The organism is Halalkalibacter oceani (assembly GCF_040544555.1).
Taxonomy (GTDB): Bacteria; Bacillota; Bacilli; order Bacillales; family Bacillaceae_D; genus Halalkalibacter; species Halalkalibacter oceani.
Genome location: NZ_JBEPKD010000002.1, coordinates 197,007 through 212,493, shown reverse-complemented (window position 1 = coordinate 212,493; position 15,487 = coordinate 197,007). Strand labels below are relative to the sequence as shown.

The following is a 15,487-nucleotide window of genomic DNA, read 5'->3' as shown; positions in this document are numbered from 1 at the left end:
CCATGCTGCCGAGCCACTTTTTTAGAAAATATGCCATTTATGGCGGATTACTGTTTTTTGCGATTAATGGAATGGTTCAGCCTTTCTTTACGTTGTACGCTCAGGAAATCGGCGCATCGACGGCGGCAATTGGTTTTATGGTCACACTGCGGGCGTTGCTGCCGATCTTTATTGCGCTTCCCTCTGGTCAATTAATCGATTCAATTGGACCGATGAAAATGCTGATATTCGGTTGTTTTTTACTCGTGCTTTCCTTGTTTACGACGTTTATCGCCACAGGGCTGTGGACATTGGCTCTTTCGCAGCTATTATTAGGAGCAAGCATGGTGATCACGACTTCTTCCTTTCAAGTGATGGTATCAGAAGGTGATAAACGCGAACGCGACGGCAATATTAAAAAATACTCAATGGGGATGTCAGCTGGTGGAATGATTGGTCCGCTGCTCGGAGGCTTAATCGTCTCGCTTTTTGCTACGGATTTAATCGGGTATCGGATGTCCTTTCTTTTTTCAACGGCGGTGGCCGCGATCTGGTTGTTTGGTTCCATCGTTCTTTCACGTTATTATCCTCATCCTGACCCTGCCAAAGCCGCCGTTCAGCCGCGTGAGCTCCTCAAGGTACAAGGTGTCGCCAACAGTTATGTAAGCGGTGTTCACCTGACGAAAAACCGCGCTGTTCAATTTGGCCTGATCGGCACATTTTTAATTATGTACATTCAAGCAATCTATATGAGTTTTATGCCGCTTTACTTGCATGAGCTAGGTTATGGTACATGGATGATTTCAATCATTATCGCGGAAAAAGGTTTATCCGGTATACTGGCGATGCTTTTGCTCGGATGGGTGATGAAGCATGCGCAGCTTGAACGCATCTTGATTACGGCGGGAATGATTGCCGCTGTATGTGTAGCGATTACCCCATTGGTCAGCTTTCATATCGGAAGCATCATTCTTTTGGTGCTTGTTATGGGAGCTGCTGTCGGGATTAATATGCCTGTCAGCATGATGATTATGGTCAATCATACGAAGGATGCAGACAGGGGGAAAGTCATGGGATTGAGGCTTCTGATGAACCGCTTTTCACAGGTCATCAGTCCCGCCGCGTTCGGCTTGTTAGGGCATACGTTAGGGCTGACGGCTGCCTTTTATACAGGTGGTATTTTTCTTGTCAGCACGATGTGTGGCTTTTCGATTTTCAGTAGTCGAAAGTTGAAATTGACATCAGCTGACGGGGCCAATAAACAACAGCAAAAGCGGGTGCGGGCTCCGTAAAAATGATTCTTTACGAACCACCTGAAGGGGATATGGCGCAAGGAAAATCGACGCCATATCCTTTGTTTATTTTCAAGAATGACTCGACATTTTCTGTACCGATTCATATGTTTTATTTTGCGTGGACGGGGTATCGTAAGAGTAGACTGAAACAGGAGAGTGATATACGTGAGTAAGAAAATAGCTGTTGTCGTAACAGACTTATTTGAGGATTCTGAGTATACGGAGCCTGTCAAAGCATTTAAGGAAGCAGGTCATGAAATTGTGACGATTGAAAAAGAAAGCGGGACTACCGTCACAGGGAAGAACAAAGAAGCATCCGTAACGATTGATAAAGGCATTGACGATGTCAAACCGGCTGACTTCGATGCTCTCTTTATTCCGGGAGGCTTTTCTCCGGACATGCTTCGCGCCGATGATCGCTTTGTAACGTTCACAAAGCAATTTGCCGAAAGCAAGAAGCCGATTATGGCTATTTGTCATGGACCTCAGCTTTTAATTACAGCCAAAGTGCTGAAAGGCAGAGACGTGACTGGATATAAATCAATTCATGTAGACCTCGAAAATGCAGGGGCAAACTTGCATGACAAGGAAGTTGTCGTTTGTGGAGGAAACCTCGTCACGAGCCGGACGCCGGACGATTTGCCTGCCTTTAACCGCGAGTCGCTCAATGTATTGAAATAAGGATCGAGGCTGGGACAAAAGGGTGTTTTTTTACCTTTTTCCCAGCCTCTAAGCAATGAGCGGAACGGCCACGATCTTTTTAAAGCCCGTTGTGAGTGGATTTCTCACAACGGGCTTGTGGCGTGTGAAGCCATTGCCAATAGGTTCAAAGCTCGTTTTGTCTCAAGCTCTTTTTTTCGAAGGAAAGAAAGGGCGGCAAGCCGCTTTTCTTAAAGCAGGGCGAAAAGTTAGTCTCGTTTCTCTTTCGCTTTTATGCTAGGATTAAAAAAGATGTACGGACAACTTTTAAAGAAAAGAGGATGAGAACGATGACTCAATCTATTGCTTCATTTATTGATCATACAGCCTTGAAGGCAGACACAACAAAAGAGCAGATCATCACATTGTGTGAAGAGGCGAAAGCGTACCAATTTGCTTCTGTCTGCGTCAATCCGACATGGGTAAAGCTGGCTGCGGAGCTATTAAAGGATGAAGAAAATGTAAAAGTATGCACGGTAATCGATTTTCCTCTTGGCGCCTCGACAGCGGAGGTTAAGCATTTTGAAACCGTCAATGCGATTGAAAACGGAGCAGGCGAAGTCGATATGGTCATTAATATCGCCGCGTTGAAAGCGAAGAACGACGAATTCGTTGAACGCGATATTCGGACGGTTGTCGAAGCCGCTAAAGGGAAAGCTTTAACAAAAGTCATTATTGAATCATGCCTGCTGACGGACGAAGAGAAAAAGAGAGCATGTCAAATAGCGGTGCGGGCCGGTGCTGATTTTGTCAAGACATCTACCGGTTTCTCGACCGGTGGGGCGACGGTGGAAGATATCAGACTGATGAGAGAAACGGTCGGTCCTGACATTGGGGTGAAGGCCTCTGGCGGGGTTCGTGATTTAGAAGGAGCGCGGGCGATGATCGAAGCCGGTGCGACGAGAATCGGGGCGAGCGCGGGAGTCGCGATTGTTAACGGTGAAAAAGGCGAATCAGGCTATTAAGACGATTGACAGTTTTTGGGGATTTATTATATGCTTACGTGAGTATTATGAATGAAAAGCCGAGCCTGTATGAAAGGCATAGGACAAGCCTGACCTTAACGTGCCGATTAAGGAAGCGCGATATTTCGTGAAAGAGAGGGAGACTCAATGGAATATACGCCGGAGATGAAAAATCGTTTGAAACGGATAGAAGGACAAGTGAGAGGCGTTTTGCGATTAATGGAAGAAGGACAGGATTGCAAATCCGTTATTACGCAAATGTCGGCAGCGAAATCAGCGATGGACAAGGCGATGGCCTATATCGTTGCCAAAAATATGCAACACTGTCTGCTGGAACAAGTGGAAAAAGGCGAAGAGACAGAGGATGTCGTTGAACAGGCGATTCAGCTCCTTGTCAAAAGCCGCTAATCGTTTACAAGAGTGCGGGAAAAGGCGGGTGAGTCTGCGAGTCGATGTTAACGTGAGCAGTGGCGGGTTCTTCCTGCCAAGGGAGGAAGAAGGAGAAAGACCCTCATGTTCAGAAAATCGTCAACCGATTGTCAGGATTCCGCACCCCCGTACAAGAAAAAAGGTGGCACTCGCCACCTCAGACCGTAGACAAAACGCCTTTGAGAGATGACTCTCAAAGGCGCTTTTACGTTATTTTGTCTCTTTTGGGTTGGTGACTGACACTGGAGGATGTGTGTTTCTCCAGGGTCAGTTGGCTCATTTTTTCAGCAAAAGCAAGCATCGCCTGCATCCAACCCTTTCAGATTCGTTCAACGCCCTCCTGCGGAAAGCGTGACCCCATCCCGGGAGCGGGGTCGAAGCTCTGGATCGGGACAAATCCTTATACCACCTTTTTTCTTGAGGGCGGAACAGAAGCTGAGTTTGAGATAATAAAGGCGGCAGCTTTACGGGCCAGGCAAAAGGGAAAAACCACCTTTTTGTCTAAGCCTTACGCCAGTAAAAATCCGCCTGCTGCTCCTGTAAGGACAATGACCCACGGCGGCAGCTTCCAAAAGACAAGCATGCCAAACAAAATCGCCGCAAGGGCAAAATCAATAGCTGAGAGAATTGAACTCGTCCAGATTGGATGATAGAGAGCGGAAAAGAGAATCCCGACAACCGCCGCATTGACCCCCATTAACACTCCTTTGATCGTGGCGTTTTGCCGCAATAACTGCCAAAACGGCAAAGTCCCGAAAATAAGCAAAAATGCCGGTAAGAAAATGGCGACTGTAGCGAGCAGTCCTCCCTGCCAGCCATTGATTACCGCGCCGATATAAGCGGCAAACGTGAACAATGGACCAGGAACGGCCTGGGCGGCACCGTATCCAGCCAGAAACTGCTCTTCCGTAAGCCAGCCAGTCGGCACAAATTCCCGCTCAAGCAAAGGTAACACGACATGACCTCCGCCAAAGACAAGTGAGCCGGCGCGATAAAAACTGTCAAACAACGCTACCGCCTGCAGACTGGATACTTCCCGCAAAATAGGCAGAGCAACGAGTAAAGCGAAAAACAATGTTAAACAGCCCGCGGCAAACCGTTGCGAAATCGGGAATGTCCCTTCACTCTCCGAAGGTTCGATCGTTTGCCGGCGATAGAGCAGAAACCCGGCAACCCCGGCCGCCAGAATGACACCGACCTGGGTAAAGGCCGTTTGCCATAACAGCGTAACAATGAGCGCGAGGAGAGCGAGCGTCCTTCTTTGGACATCAGGTGTTAAATTTTTAGCCATTCCTAAAATAGCATGGGCAACGACAACGACAGCAACAATTTTCAGACCGTGGATCCAGCCGCTGTTCCCTAATCCAAACTGGTGCAAAGCTAATGCAAAAAGGATAAGAGCCACCACCGAAGGGAGGGTAAAGCCGATAAATGAGATAATTCCTCCCAATACGCCCGCGCGCATCACGCCGATCCCGATGCCAACCTGGCTGCTCGCCGGACCGGGAAGAAATTGACAGAGTGCAACTAAATCGGCGTAGCTTTTCTCATCGATCCATTTCCTTCGTCGAATATATTCTTCATGAAAATAGCTTAAATGGGCGATTGGACCGCCAAATGAAGTGAAACCGAGCCTTGTGGAAACAAGCAAAATTTCCAGCAAGGACTTGAACGTTGTCGTCCGGTTGTCAGGCATACTGATCACCTTCCTTTTACTCGTTTATTTCTTTAAAGAGTTCATATGCTTTCGCTCTCGCTTCGTTTAACACCAATTCCCCTTTAGCGGTTATCGAATAGTATTTGCGAATTTTTCCATCGACTTTCTGTTCTTCCTTCTCCAGAAGCCCATCCTCCTCCATCGAGTGCAGAATCGGGTATAATGTTCCAGCGCTGATCTGGTAGCCGTGCTCCTTCAATTCTTCCAGCATCCACAGGCCGAAAACCGGATGTTCCTTCGCATGATGGAGGATGTGAATGTGAATGAAACCTAAAAACAGTTTGCGCAACACTTTTTCCTCCAAAGCACCATTCTCCTTCCAGTAACTAGTGATATCGAAACCCGATATCGAGAATCTAACAAAACGTTTTATTTTCTGCAAGGGCGCCGGAACATTCTTAATAAAATCTTTACATGAATAGGAGTGAAGTGATGAAGGAAGGGAGGCAGAGAGGGGATGGTTTAAACAAGAAGAGCTTGAGTCAAAACGAGCTTTGACAAGTCGGCAATGGCTTCACACGCCACAAGCCGGTTGTGAGTGGGTTCCTCACAACCGGCTTTAAAAGATCGCGGCGGCTACGTTCATTGCTTAGAGGGTGGGTCTAAAGTATTTTACCTACATCACTATCTGAACAAATGAAAAAAGGGTAATCCGCCACTCCTGAAATATAACTCAATTTAGCTATTAATATCAGATATATGGAACGGAATCAATTTATCCGATTTGTCTCGGTGCCATTTCAGCGTTATAGCATCATTTGCTACATGTTGATTAATGAAAACAGACTGGATCGCCTGAACCGTTCGCTGTGTATCAAAAATGTTGAAAATGCTGAATGACCAATTTGTTTGCACAGTTAACTTTCCATTATCATTGAAAACTAATAAATCATCCGCTATAGGTTTAAAGAACACATTTTTAGATTTTATATCTGCATGAATGGTTGTATTCCAATCTCTGTCTGGATTTTCTCCATTGTAACTAATATCCCTGATCAGATTAACATTACTTAGTTCCAGACTGTTTACATTAGCTTGAAATGATGTAGTGCTTACTAATGTATTGATTAACAATACTGCTAAAATAACTACTACACTTACTAACATCTTTTTTTGTTTAAGGCCGAAGTTTAATTTTCGCACCATTTTCTCATCCTCTCTTAGTAAAAAATCTAAAGAAACATGAAAGCAGTCGCAAAGGACAATGACCATTTCTAAGTCCGGGTAGCTCCTCCCAGTTTCCCAACTTGATATCGTTGATCTTGACACTTGTAATTTTTCAGCTAATTGCTCTTGAGTTAAATGGTGGTCCGCTCTTAGCTTTTTGATTTTTCGTGATAAATTCATCATTTGTCTCCTTTCTGAGATTAGAATATTTGAGAGTGAAGGAAATGACTAGATAAGCTCTTTCACATCCTGATTTTTTCAGAGACAAGATTCTTGTCATCGTTGATATAGCAGCGTTTCTTAACCTTTTTCTTCACAGATCAAGACAATAGTAAAAGAGCACGATCCTCAAGTAGGAACAATGCTCTTCAAAAAAACCGTCTTTATTTATAGGATGGACATTTAAATACTAGGTTCCGCTTCGGGAAAGTGTCAAAATGTCCGCAGGATTGGCAATGGCACTTCTCATCAATTCCCGGCTCCGCGGTATTTTTTCACTCCGGCGTTCCAGAGCAGGACGGAGAGCGTTAAAAAGATCACACCCATCACCGGTGTCAGAAAGGCGTACCCATACCATTCTTCCCGCTCGAGGAAATAAGCGGCCGGGTAGACGCCGACGAAGGCGAACGGTAAAATCCAAGTGAGTACGAAGCGGATGACACGGTGGTAAATGTCGACCGGATAGCGGCCGTAGTTGCCGATGTTATACATCATCGGCATAATATCAGTGCGGCTGTCCGACCAGAAGCTGATGCTGGCAATTGAGATAAAAATACCAGCGTAAATTAGCGTGCCGCCGCCGACCATCGCAACAAAGACGAGCGCGTCATACCAGGCAAAGGACAAACCGAGAGTTGATCCGGCGTAGAGCATGATCACAATCCCGGTAATCACGCCGAATAACGATTCAAGCTCCATCCTTTCCAAAATAATTTGAAACAGGCTGTAAATCGGTCTTGTCAGCACCCGGTCGAATTCGCCTTTGACAATGTAGCGCTCATTGAAATCCCAAATGTTGAAAAACGCGCTAAAGAAGGCGTACGGGACGAGAAAAAAGCCATAAATAAAGATGATTTCCTCCCGGTTCCAGCCACTTAACAAAGTAGTATGGCCGAAGACGACTAAAATAAAGACAAAGTTAACCGCTTGAAACAATAAGTCTGAAAAAATTTCAACAACCGTATCGACGCGGTACGTGAGCCGTGTTTTTAAATATTGTGAGGCATATTGAAAGAAAATCGATAAATAGAACATCAGCTAACCTCCTTGCACGATCAGCTGTTTTTTCGCCAACATCCATAAAAGCTGAAGCGGGATCAGCAAAACCACTGCCCAAAACGCTTGCAGCAGGAGGGCAGTATACATTTCATTGCCGCTGAATCCTTCAGTGAAAATCATGCTTGGAATATAGCTGATCGCCTGAAATGGCAAATACATCATGACCGACTGGGCCCACAGCGGATAAAAAGAAATCGGGAGAAGCAGGCCGGAAAATAAATCAATCACGACTCGTTTCGCGCGAATCAAGCCCGAATTATTAAATAAGAAAAACGTTAAAATCCCCGTCAGCAAATTGATTTGTGTGTTGACAATAAAGCTGAACAGAAGAGAAACGAAAAAGAAGAGCCATGTCGTTGCGCTGGCGGAAAAGCTGACCGGAAACAGCAAAGCGACGATCACCATTCCGGGCACGGAAAAGAATAACAGACGAAAGATGCCCTCGCCGAGCGCCTGCATCGTTTTCATCCCTAAATAGTTGTAGGGCCGGATCATTTCAATCGCGACTTTCCCTTCTTTAATCTCCATCGCAATCTCGCGGTCGATATTATTGAAATAGAAGGCGCGCGCCATCCAGGCTACGGCGATATAGGTCGTCATCTGCAGCACGCTCAGTCCTTCAATGTCTTCCTTGCCGCCATAAATCGCTGTCCATAAAAAGTAATAGGCGGCGATATTAATGCTGTAGATTAAAATGCCGCTATAATAATTTGTCCGGTAGGCGAGCATCATCAAAAAGCGGATCCGAATCATTTCAATATAGGAATTCATGAGATCGCCATTCCTTCTTCATAAATCTTGCGGATAATTTCCTCTGTTGACACTTTGTTCAGGCGGACATTGCTGATCGGATTAGCCTCAATAACGGTGCTGATCAGCTTTGATACAGCGCGCTCATCGCCATTCAACTGAGCGAGCCACGTCGTTGCGTCTTTCTGTTCCCAGTAGACTTGCGGAAGCTGGGGCAGATTGGCAGCCGCGACGGGTTCAAGAAACTCGAACTCGACCTGCTTTCCTTCGACCGCCCCGGCCTGAAGCTGATCAAGTCGCCCGTCATAGACGATTTTTCCTTCATCGAGGAGCACAACCCGTTCACACAGCGCTTCGATGTCACTGAGATCGTGCGTAGTCAATAAAATCGTCGTATTGTACGTTTCATTGATTTCCTTTAAAAATTCCCGGATTTTCAGCTTGACGAGCACATCAAGCCCGATTGTCGGCTCATCCAAAAAGAGGAGCGGCGGGTTGTGGATCAGGGCGGCGGCTAATTCACAGCGCATGCGCTGGCCGAGAGAAAGCTTGCGGACCGGCTTGTCCAGCAACGGCCCGATGTCCAAGGTTTCAATCACATGGCTCATATGCGAGTTGTAATCTTCATCAGAGACACGGTATACCTTCTTTAACAGTCTGAAAGACTCCTGCACGGCAATATCCCACCAGAGCTGAGAGCGCTGGCCGAAGACAACACCGATTGTCCGGACGAATTGTTCACGCTCTTTGTGCGGATTCATCCCATTCACGAGCACGGTGCCTGATGTCGGCGTCAGGATGCCTGTCAGCATTTTGATCGTCGTTGATTTACCTGCCCCGTTTTCGCCGATATAGCCGACCATTTCCCCCTGCTTAATCGTTAAGGAAATATCATCGACGGCAGCCATCACCTTATAATTCCGCGTTAATAAATCGCGAAAGGCGCCAGTCAGCCCGGAGCGGCTCGAATACGATTTAAACTCTTTTCGTAAATTAGTAACCTGTATAATATTTTGCTTGATGTCCATTTCTCTTCCTCCAAGCTCTTACTCTATTAAAACAAAGTATAGTTTACCTCTAAGGAAGGATGACAGCAAGCATCTGGCCTGATTCCGTGACGATCGGACAAAACTTGGCGGCATATAGCAGCAATCGCTTTCCTCATAACGGGCTTTAAAAGATAGTAACGCTTGTCCAGCTTAGGGGCCGGGCAAAAGGCAACAACCTTTGGCCCGGCCTCGCTGAAACGGCACATACTGATTCAGATTGGCATGTTTTGGCATGTTACTGATTCTTCCACATAAGGTAGCGATACCGGATCGTGCAGCCGATGCAGAAGCCGAAAAGAGCAAGGAGTGCAGCTGCCGCGACGGCAATGCCAAAAAATAGAGTGAGTAGACCAGCGTTTAAAAGAGAACTGATTAACGCCAGCCCGAGGCAGATCGTCGCGATCCACTGGTTGAAGAGCTGCTGCTGGCAGTCCTCCTGAATATAGGAAAATAGAGGCTTTCTCAGAAAAGGTCTTGTGACTTCAATTAGTGGATTGCGCTTTCTCAGCAGAGTAATGACGCCATTCAGAAAAGGAAGCAGCAAGATCCAGTGTGAAAAAATCAGACCGGCGGTAACGGTGACCACGATAAAAAGCTGGTTCAATTGGACGAGAGGTTTTGGAATTCCCAAGATGTCACCTCCTTATGATTGTCTGGTCTTACTGTCCCGCTAACGGAGATCAGCATGCAGCCACTCGATAAAGCGGGTAAATGGTGTGACGAAAAATAGCATAACGAGAGAACAAACGACATTAAAGATTAAACTCGCATGCGCCAACTGCATCATCGGTGTTGAAGTAAGGCTGCTGGCAAGTTCACCGAGCCAGCCGATTAAAGGAAGAAACAGGAGCACGCCAAGTACATTTAACCAGATGTTAGCATAGGCGACCTGCTTCGCGTTTTTACCAGAACCGATACTGGCGAGATAGGCGGTGATACATGTGCCGATGTTTGCGCCGAGCATAATGGCAATGCCGGCCGACAGTTCCAGCAAATGATCATTCATGAACCCCATCGCGATAGCGGTAGTCGCCGTGCTTGATTGAATCAGCGCCGTCAGGACAGTGCCGATGCCGATACCTAACAGCTCGTACTCATTCGTTAAGTCAAAAAACGCATGGACAAACGGGATCGTTGCCAGCGGATAGGCGAGCTGCTCCAGTCCGTTCATGGAAATAAAAATACAGGCAAGGCCAAAAAACAAGCAGCCAAATGAGTAAGCGGCAGAATGAGGCAACAGCAAAAAAAGCAAGCCTAAAAGCAGGAGCGGCCCAATGAAGAGGGTAAGGTCAAGTGCCAGCAGCTCGGTTGTCATCGTCGTGCCGATATTCGCTCCGAGGATGATGCCGATTGAGTTTCGGAAGCTGAGCAAGCCGGCAGCGACAAGGCCGACCGTCATCACCATAATCGCCGAGCTGCTTTGCAGAACCGCTGTCGCGAAAGCCCCGATTAAGAGCCCCATCCAGGCTGTGCGCGTCATCCGTTCAAGCAGGGATTGAAACCTGCTTTTTCCCAGGTGCAGCAATCCGGCGCGCATCACCGTCATCCCAAATAAAAATAAAGCAATAAAAACAGCAAGCAAGGAAAATAACTCTTTCATGACGCCACTCACCTCTCTCTTCACTCTATGGACAATCGCTGACAAGCATGACAAAAAAGGAAAAAAATCTATGAAGCAGCGAATGGAAGGAGCGGCGCGAAAAAAGATATTATTTTACTCACGAATAAAGGGGAGATAAAGATGATGAAATCGCCTTTTTTTTCGCTTATTTCCTGATTTTAAGTTGACCAGCATATCTCTCTATATTATAATGCTATAAGACGTGCATGAAGAGGTGTATGTCTTGAGTTGGTTGTTTCGGAGGGAGGGAAATATAATGGCAGAAACTCGTGTTCGCAAAAACGAATCGATTGATGCTGCACTTCGTCGCTTCAAGAGATCACTCTCTAAAGAAGGAACGTTGGCTGAGGTTAAAAAGCGCAAGCACTACGAAAAGCCGAGTGTGAAACGCAAGAAGAAATCTGAAGCAGCAAGAAAACGTAAGTTCTAATTGGTGAGAGGGTGTTTCCATTGAATCTTCTTGAACGTTTAAATCAGGATATGAAGACTGCGATGAAGAACAAGGAAAAGCAAAAACTCTCGGTCATCCGTATGGTAAAGTCGTCGTTGCAAAACGAGCAAATTAAGCTCGGACGTGAGTTGACAGACGATGATAGCCTTACGGTGCTTAATCGCGAACTGAAACAACGCAAGGATTCCCTCCATGAGTTTGAACAAGCAAACCGTGAAGATTTAGCTTCCAAGCTACGTGATGAAATTACTGTGCTTGAAGACTATATGCCAGAGCAGCTTTCTGATGAAGAGGTTTCGCAGATCGTTCAAGCAACGATTAAGGAAGTCGGAGCTACCACCAAAGCAGATATGGGTAAGGTCATGGGAGCAATCATGCCGAAGGTTAAAGGAAAAGCTGATGGTGGTCTTGTGAATCGTCTCGTGCAACAACACTTATCATAACATATGACACAAACGCTTCATCTCTTACAAAACGGGGGATGAAGCGTTTTTTGTGTAAGGCGATTTGATAAAGAAAAAGCTAGAGGATAAAATAGTTTTGAAAGAAGTGAAACCATCCATGCCGGTTATTCGTAACAAGAAGGTAAGAAAAAAAGAGAGGAGGGAAGGTATGGGGGAAAGGCGTCAGTGGCTGGCTGTGTCCCTGTTGCTGTTTGTCGTTGTCTGCTGCTTCCTTGTTCCGGCATCAGCTGTACATAGCAATGAAGAGCAGGGAGACGGACCACTCGTTTATTATATCCCGGTGGAACAAACCGTTGAGCGCGGGCTGGAAGCTTTTATGAAGAGGTCGTTTGAGACGGCGATTGCCGAGGGCGCGACACATTTGGTGCTTGAAATGGATACCCCGGGGGGAGCCGTCGATGCAGCGGGAGATATCGCCACGCTCATCCAGGAGACGGACATTCCTGTCATTACATTTGTTAGAAGCAAGGCGATTTCAGCGGGGGCTTACATCGCGCTGAATACGGATCAAATCATTATGACGCCGAGGGCAACGATGGGGTCAGCGAAGGTTATTGACGGTGCGGGAAATGCAGCCGAAGAGAAAACGCAGTCATACTGGCTTGCGGAAATGCGCGGAGCAGCTGAATTAAACGGGCGCGATCCGGTCTATGCGGCGGCGATGGCCGATGAGCGGATTGATCTGCCTGAACTTGGCGCCCCCGCCGGAGAGCTGTTAACCTTAACCGCCGATCAGGCGCTGGAGATCGACTATGCGGAAGCGATTGTGACGAGCCGCGAAGAACTGTTGGCCCATCTTGGCTTAGAAGATGCGGTTGAACGCGAGATGGAGATCGCGTTTGCCGAACAGTTGGCGCGCTTTGTTACCCACCCAATCGTTATCCCGATCCTGTTGTCAGTCGGCAGTCTCGGCCTGGTACTCGAATTGTATTCACCCGGGTTCGGGATTCCGGGCATTATGGGCATTTCAGCGTTGCTGCTATTTTTCTTCGGTCATATGTTTGCCGGTTTTGCCGGACTTGAAGCACTGATTCTGTTTATCATTGGCTTTATCCTGATTTTGGTTGAGATTTTTGTTCCCGGGTTTGGAATTTTCGGTTTGCTCGGGGTCGGAGCGCTAATCGGCGGGATGCTGCTGGCATCGTTTTCGACGACGCTCATGTTGATTTCTCTTGCGATTGCTTTTGTTGTAACGGCGATTGCCGCTCTCTTTATTTTCCGCTATTTCGGACAAAGAGGGCCGATGAAAAGGGTGATCCACACCGATTCGACCAGCACCGAAAAAGGCTATATTAGCAATGTGACAAGATCAGAGCTGATCGGCGCCAAAGGGGAAACGCTGACTCCTCTTCGACCATCAGGTTCTGCGATTTTTGGCAAGGAACGGCTTGACGTCGTTACCGAGGGAAGCTATATTGGACAGGGAAAGCAAGTAGAGATCGTCTATACCGCCGGATCTCGAATTGTGGTACGTGAAGTAAAGGAATGAAGAAAAGAGGAGGAATGTGAAAGATGCCATTGGATATTACGATTTTAATCGGGCTGGCAGTCATTATCATTTTGTTAGCGGTGCTGTTTACATTTGTACCGGTCATGCTGTGGATTTCCGCATTAGCTGCAGGAGTTCGCATCGGAATTTTCGAGCTTGTTGGAATGCGCTTACGTCGTGTTATTCCAGCCCGCGTTGTTAATCCGTTAATCAAAGCGGTCAAAGCGGGTCTTGATCTTAGTACGTCAAAGCTTGAAGGGCACTATCTTGCCGGAGGGAACGTCGACCGCGTCGTTAATGCGCTGATCGCCGCACAGCGTGCGAATATTGATCTGAGCTTCGAGCGTGCGGCAGCGATTGATCTTGCCGGGCGTGATGTGCTTGAAGCGGTACAAATGAGCGTTAACCCAAAGGTTATTGAAACACCGTTCATTGCCGGTGTGGCGATGGATGGGATTGAAGTAAAGGCGAAAGCACGGATTACGGTGCGAGCCAATATTGACCGCCTTGTCGGGGGTGCCGGTGAAGATACGGTTATCGCCCGTGTCGGGGAAGGGATTGTTTCGACAATCGGTTCGGCCGATAACCATAAGAAGGTGCTTGAAAATCCGGATATGATTTCGCAAACCGTCCTTGCAAAAGGGCTCGATGCCGGAACGGCATTTGAAATTCTCTCGATTGATATTGCCGACATTGATATCGGTAAAAACATCGGGGCAGAGTTGCAAACCGATCAGGCGGAAGCCGACAAGAAGATCGCTCAGGCGAAAGCGGAAGAGCGTCGCGCGATGGCCGTAGCGAAGGAACAGGAAATGAAAGCGAAGGTCGAGGAAATGCGCGCGAAAGTTGTCGAAGCGGAAGCCGAAGTACCAATGGCGCTTTCAGAAGCATTGCGTAAAGGCAACATGGGCGTCATGGACTATATGAATTATCAAAACGTGATGGCCGATACCGACATGCGTGATTCGATCAGCAAAGCAACAGATGGCAACGATTCTCATGCAGACAGAAATCAATAAGAGATGTCTCCCCAAGATGATAAGGAGGAGAACGCATAATGGAAAATTTGCTTAGTCTAATCTTCGAAAATATCTTCCTCGTCTTAATCATCATCGGCGGGATAATCAGTTTCCTCGGCCGTTTAGGCGGCAACCAGAATGAGCAGCAGCGGCAGAAATCACGACCGCAGCAGCAACGGTCCGGCCGTCCGCAGCAGGGCCAGGGGAAAATCGACTGGCGTGAGATTTTCCAGCAGGAGGAAGCGAAGCCGGAACGTCCGCGCAGGTCGACCTATGCCGGTCCAAGTGGCTTGGAGGAAGAACAGCCCCGGCAGACAGCTGAGGTGCAGTTTGAGAGTCCGATCGCCGAGATAGAAGAGGAGCAGCGGCAGCTGAAGAAGCGCTACGAGGAGGCGCGTCGCCGGCAGCAGCGGGCAGCTGAGGCGGCCAGGAGCAGCGAGCAAACGCCACAAAACGGGCAGCTCGATCTTCAGTTAAACCGTTTGTCCAACAATGAGGCGATGAAAGCTGTTATCTGGGCCGAAGTGCTTGACCAACCGCGGGCGCGCAAGCCGCATCAAACGTTTCAGCGTCCCCGCTAATTCAAAAAAGCAAGTCTTACTGGATTGCATCCAGTAAGGCTTGCTTTTTTTGTTGTTGAAATGATTCGGTGCTCTAACAAAGGGGTCAAGCACTTCACCTTCACCGTGGAAACGGCGCGGAGGACCAGCGATTGAGAGAAGTCACTTTATGAGATTTGAGTGCTATCCCACGCCGCTTTCACATAAAGATGAAGGAGAGGGGGTGCAGGATAAAATGAAAAAGGTTAGGCAGCAGCTGACAACATGGATGACAAAGCAATTGCAGCTTCCCGCTGATGTCATGATGGACCTGCCACGGATTACGATGATCGGACAGCTTCATATTTACATCGAGAATCACCGTGGGGTCTTGCGCTTCTCGAATCAGGAGCTTAGATTGCTCTTGAAAAATGGTCACCTCTTAATCAAAGGAGATCACTTTGTCATCAAGACAATTTTGCCTGAAGAATTGTTGCTGGAAGGAAGAATTGATCAGGTTCTGTATATAGATGATACCAATACATAAGTGACGTATACCGAGCGTTAAAGGAGGAG

The 15,487-nt window shown here is 47.4% G+C and carries 18 protein-coding genes; 10 read left to right on the top strand and 8 right to left on the bottom strand.

From position 1 onward, the window contains the following. Positions 1–2 precede the first annotated feature (2 nt). The 4 genes from ABMB67_RS04555 (at position 3) to ABMB67_RS04540 (ending at position 3,346) form a co-directional block, all read left to right on the top strand. On the top strand, positions 3–1,271 hold the full coding sequence (locus tag ABMB67_RS04555; protein WP_354571244.1) for an MFS transporter: 1,269 nt from the start codon (positions 3–5) through the stop codon (positions 1,269–1,271). A gap of 168 nt (positions 1,272–1,439) precedes the next feature. Then, positions 1,440–1,955: a type 1 glutamine amidotransferase domain-containing protein gene (locus tag ABMB67_RS04550; protein ID WP_251221664.1), complete on the top strand. Its 516-nt coding sequence runs from the start codon at positions 1,440–1,442 to the stop codon at positions 1,953–1,955. A 308-nt stretch (positions 1,956–2,263) separates the two neighbouring features. Further along, entirely contained in the window at positions 2,264–2,938 is a 675-nt protein-coding gene (deoC, locus tag ABMB67_RS04545; RefSeq protein WP_251221665.1) for a deoxyribose-phosphate aldolase, read from the top strand. 147 nt (positions 2,939–3,085) lie between these two features. Next, entirely contained in the window at positions 3,086–3,346 is a 261-nt protein-coding gene (locus ABMB67_RS04540) for a metal-sensitive transcriptional regulator (RefSeq protein ID WP_251221666.1), read from the top strand. A gap of 529 nt (positions 3,347–3,875) precedes the next feature. Here the strand turns inward: ABMB67_RS04540 and ABMB67_RS04535 are convergent. The 8 genes from ABMB67_RS04535 to ABMB67_RS04500 form a co-directional block, all read right to left on the bottom strand. Then, complete coding sequence (locus ABMB67_RS04535; RefSeq protein ID WP_354571243.1) at positions 3,876–5,063, bottom strand: chromate transporter; 1,188 nt, start codon at positions 5,061–5,063, stop codon at positions 3,876–3,878. A 16-nt stretch (positions 5,064–5,079) separates the two neighbouring features. After that, complete coding sequence (locus ABMB67_RS04530) at positions 5,080–5,388, bottom strand: PadR family transcriptional regulator (RefSeq protein ID WP_251221668.1); 309 nt, start codon at positions 5,386–5,388, stop codon at positions 5,080–5,082. Between the two features lie 374 nt (positions 5,389–5,762). Beyond that, positions 5,763–6,431, bottom strand: a complete 669-nt coding sequence (locus ABMB67_RS04525) for a helix-turn-helix transcriptional regulator (RefSeq protein WP_354571242.1) — start codon at positions 6,429–6,431, stop codon at positions 5,763–5,765. A 288-nt stretch (positions 6,432–6,719) separates the two neighbouring features. Next, complete coding sequence (locus ABMB67_RS04520) at positions 6,720–7,505, bottom strand: ABC transporter permease (RefSeq protein ID WP_354571241.1); 786 nt, start codon at positions 7,503–7,505, stop codon at positions 6,720–6,722. A 3-nt stretch (positions 7,506–7,508) separates the two neighbouring features. After that, positions 7,509–8,300: an ABC transporter permease gene (locus ABMB67_RS04515; protein ID WP_354571240.1), complete on the bottom strand. Its 792-nt coding sequence runs from the start codon at positions 8,298–8,300 to the stop codon at positions 7,509–7,511. Next, entirely contained in the window at positions 8,297–9,307 is a 1,011-nt protein-coding gene (locus tag ABMB67_RS04510; RefSeq protein WP_354571239.1) for an ABC transporter ATP-binding protein, read from the bottom strand. Before ABMB67_RS04510 ends, ABMB67_RS04515 begins: the two co-directional genes overlap by 4 nt. A gap of 256 nt (positions 9,308–9,563) precedes the next feature. Beyond that, entirely contained in the window at positions 9,564–9,959 is a 396-nt protein-coding gene (locus ABMB67_RS04505) for a DUF4395 family protein (RefSeq protein ID WP_354571238.1), read from the bottom strand. Positions 9,960–9,998: 39 nt separating this feature from the next. After that, a complete protein-coding gene (locus tag ABMB67_RS04500) occupies positions 9,999–10,928 on the bottom strand; it encodes a Na/Pi symporter (RefSeq protein ID WP_354571237.1) in 930 nt (309 codons plus the stop codon). Between the two features lie 277 nt (positions 10,929–11,205). On the opposite strand from ABMB67_RS04500, the gene rpsU reads away from it, so the two are divergent. The 6 genes from rpsU (at position 11,206) to yqfC (ending at position 15,458) form a co-directional block, all read left to right on the top strand. Continuing rightward, positions 11,206–11,379, top strand: coding sequence for a 30S ribosomal protein S21 (rpsU, locus tag ABMB67_RS04495; protein ID WP_003323311.1), 174 nt, complete (start codon positions 11,206–11,208; stop codon positions 11,377–11,379). Between the two features lie 20 nt (positions 11,380–11,399). Beyond that, positions 11,400–11,843: a GatB/YqeY domain-containing protein gene (locus ABMB67_RS04490; RefSeq protein ID WP_251194224.1), complete on the top strand. Its 444-nt coding sequence runs from the start codon at positions 11,400–11,402 to the stop codon at positions 11,841–11,843. Between the two features lie 169 nt (positions 11,844–12,012). Next, entirely contained in the window at positions 12,013–13,353 is a 1,341-nt protein-coding gene (locus ABMB67_RS04485; protein ID WP_354571236.1) for an NfeD family protein, read from the top strand. A 23-nt stretch (positions 13,354–13,376) separates the two neighbouring features. Next, complete coding sequence (floA, locus tag ABMB67_RS04480) at positions 13,377–14,372, top strand: flotillin-like protein FloA (RefSeq protein WP_251221676.1); 996 nt, start codon at positions 13,377–13,379, stop codon at positions 14,370–14,372. 38 nt (positions 14,373–14,410) lie between these two features. Beyond that, complete coding sequence (locus ABMB67_RS04475) at positions 14,411–14,953, top strand: YqfB family membrane protein (protein WP_354571235.1); 543 nt, start codon at positions 14,411–14,413, stop codon at positions 14,951–14,953. Positions 14,954–15,167: 214 nt separating this feature from the next. Beyond that, on the top strand, positions 15,168–15,458 hold the full coding sequence (gene yqfC, locus ABMB67_RS04470; RefSeq protein WP_251221678.1) for a sporulation protein YqfC: 291 nt from the start codon (positions 15,168–15,170) through the stop codon (positions 15,456–15,458). Positions 15,459–15,487: the final 29 nt, after the last annotated feature.